This window comes from Mesorhizobium sp. M4A.F.Ca.ET.022.05.2.1 (genome assembly GCF_003998845.1).
GTDB lineage: Bacteria > Pseudomonadota > Alphaproteobacteria > Rhizobiales > Rhizobiaceae > Mesorhizobium.
The window spans coordinates 1-1,630 of the sequence record NZ_RZOJ01000685.1 but is presented as its reverse complement, the minus strand read 5'-3'; the positions used below and the strand labels follow the sequence as shown (position 1 = coordinate 1,630).

The following is a 1,630-nucleotide window of genomic DNA, read 5'->3' as shown; positions in this document are numbered from 1 at the left end:
AGAACCGGCTGGTCCAGGACCGTTCGACGCTGGCCAAGGCGCTTGAGGACGACCTCGCCAAGCTGGCCGAGAGCCGCTCCAGCATTGACGGGCTGGTCGCCGGCCAAGTCGAGAAGCTTGCCGAGGGCCGCGATATCCTCAAGCGCGCCCTGGAAGCCGATCTCAACACGATCCGCAGCGCGATTGCCGACCAGTCGCAGAAACTCACCGACAACCGCGCGGAATTCGCACGCGTGCTGGAAGCCGATCTGGAGAACGTCAACGGCCTTCTCCAGGGCCACAGCGACAGGCTTGCCCAGGATCGATCGGCGCTTTCCAAGGCGCTCGAGGACGATCTCGCCAAGCTGGCCGAGAGCCGCTCCAGCATCGACGGGCTGGTCGCTGGCCAGGTCGAGAAGCTTGCCGAGGGTCGCGATATCCTCAAACGCGCCCTGGAGGCGGACCTGCAGAAGCTCGCCGCGGGCCGCAGCGAGATCGACGACATCATCGCCGGTCATGTTGGCAAGCTGGCCGAAGGCCGAGACATGCTGTCCCGTGCGCTGGAAGACGATCTGGCGAAGCTCGTCGACACGCGCAAGGACGTCGACCGTTCGCTGTCCGGCCATATCGACCAGATCGCAGCCAGGAGCGGCGACATCTCGGCATCGATCGCCGCCGATGTCGAGAAGATCGAACAGGCCTTCAACCGGCAGACCGGCATCATCGAGGAACGCGCCGGAACCATGGAACGTGCGCTGTCGACCGGCGTCGACAATGTTCGCAACGTGCTGGAGAAGAGCGCGGTCTTCGTCGCCGGCGCCCTGCGCGAGAAGGTCATGGAGGTCACCAGCGTCCTGCACGAACAGGCGGGGCAGGCCTTCAGCGATGCCGACCGCAAGATCGCCGAACGCGCAGAACAGACCTCGTCGGCCCTGCTCGCCAGGGCCGATGACATCGCGCGCGCCTTCGAGGACGCCGATCGCCGCCTGCATGCGCGTGCAGAGGACACCACCAGCGCGCTGCTTGCCCGCCACGACGACATATCGAGTTCGATGCTCGCCCGTGCCCAGGAGACCGCCGATCAGCTGGCCGCACGCGCCAGTGAGATCGCCGGCACCTTCGACGCGGCGGACCAGAAGCTGGTTGCACGTGCGGTTGAAACGGCGCAGTCGCTGGCAGCCCGCGCCGGCGACATCCTGCGCAATTTCGAGGGCGCCGACGAACGGCTGAGCATGCGCATCGGCGAGTCGGCCGAAGCGCTTGCCGCACGCGCCTCGGATCTCGGCCGCATCTTCGATGCCGCCGACCAGCATCTGATCTCGCGCATCGCCGAAGGTTCGGAAGCCTTGTCATCGCGTGCATCGGAGATCGCCCGCATCTTCGACGATGCGGATCAGCGTCTGGTCGCCCGCATCGCCGACAGCACCACCACCATCGGCGGCCACGCCGAGACCATCGTCGGGGCTTTCGCCAGCACCGAGCAGCGGGTCGCCGACCGCGCGCGCCAGACCGGCCAGGAATTGGCCGTCCATGCCCGCGAGATCGAGCAGGCGCTGGCCGGTGCCGACGAGCGACTGGCGTCCAATGCAGCGGCAGCCGCGGCCCGGATCGAAGAGCAGGTCTCCGGCGTCGAGAATCGTCTCGCCTACAC

At 67.1% G+C, this 1,630-nt stretch carries 1 pseudogene; it reads left to right on the top strand.

Annotated elements, in window-relative coordinates:
• A pseudogene (locus tag EN745_RS34545) lies at positions 1-1,630 on the top strand (kinesin); the annotation flags it as partial.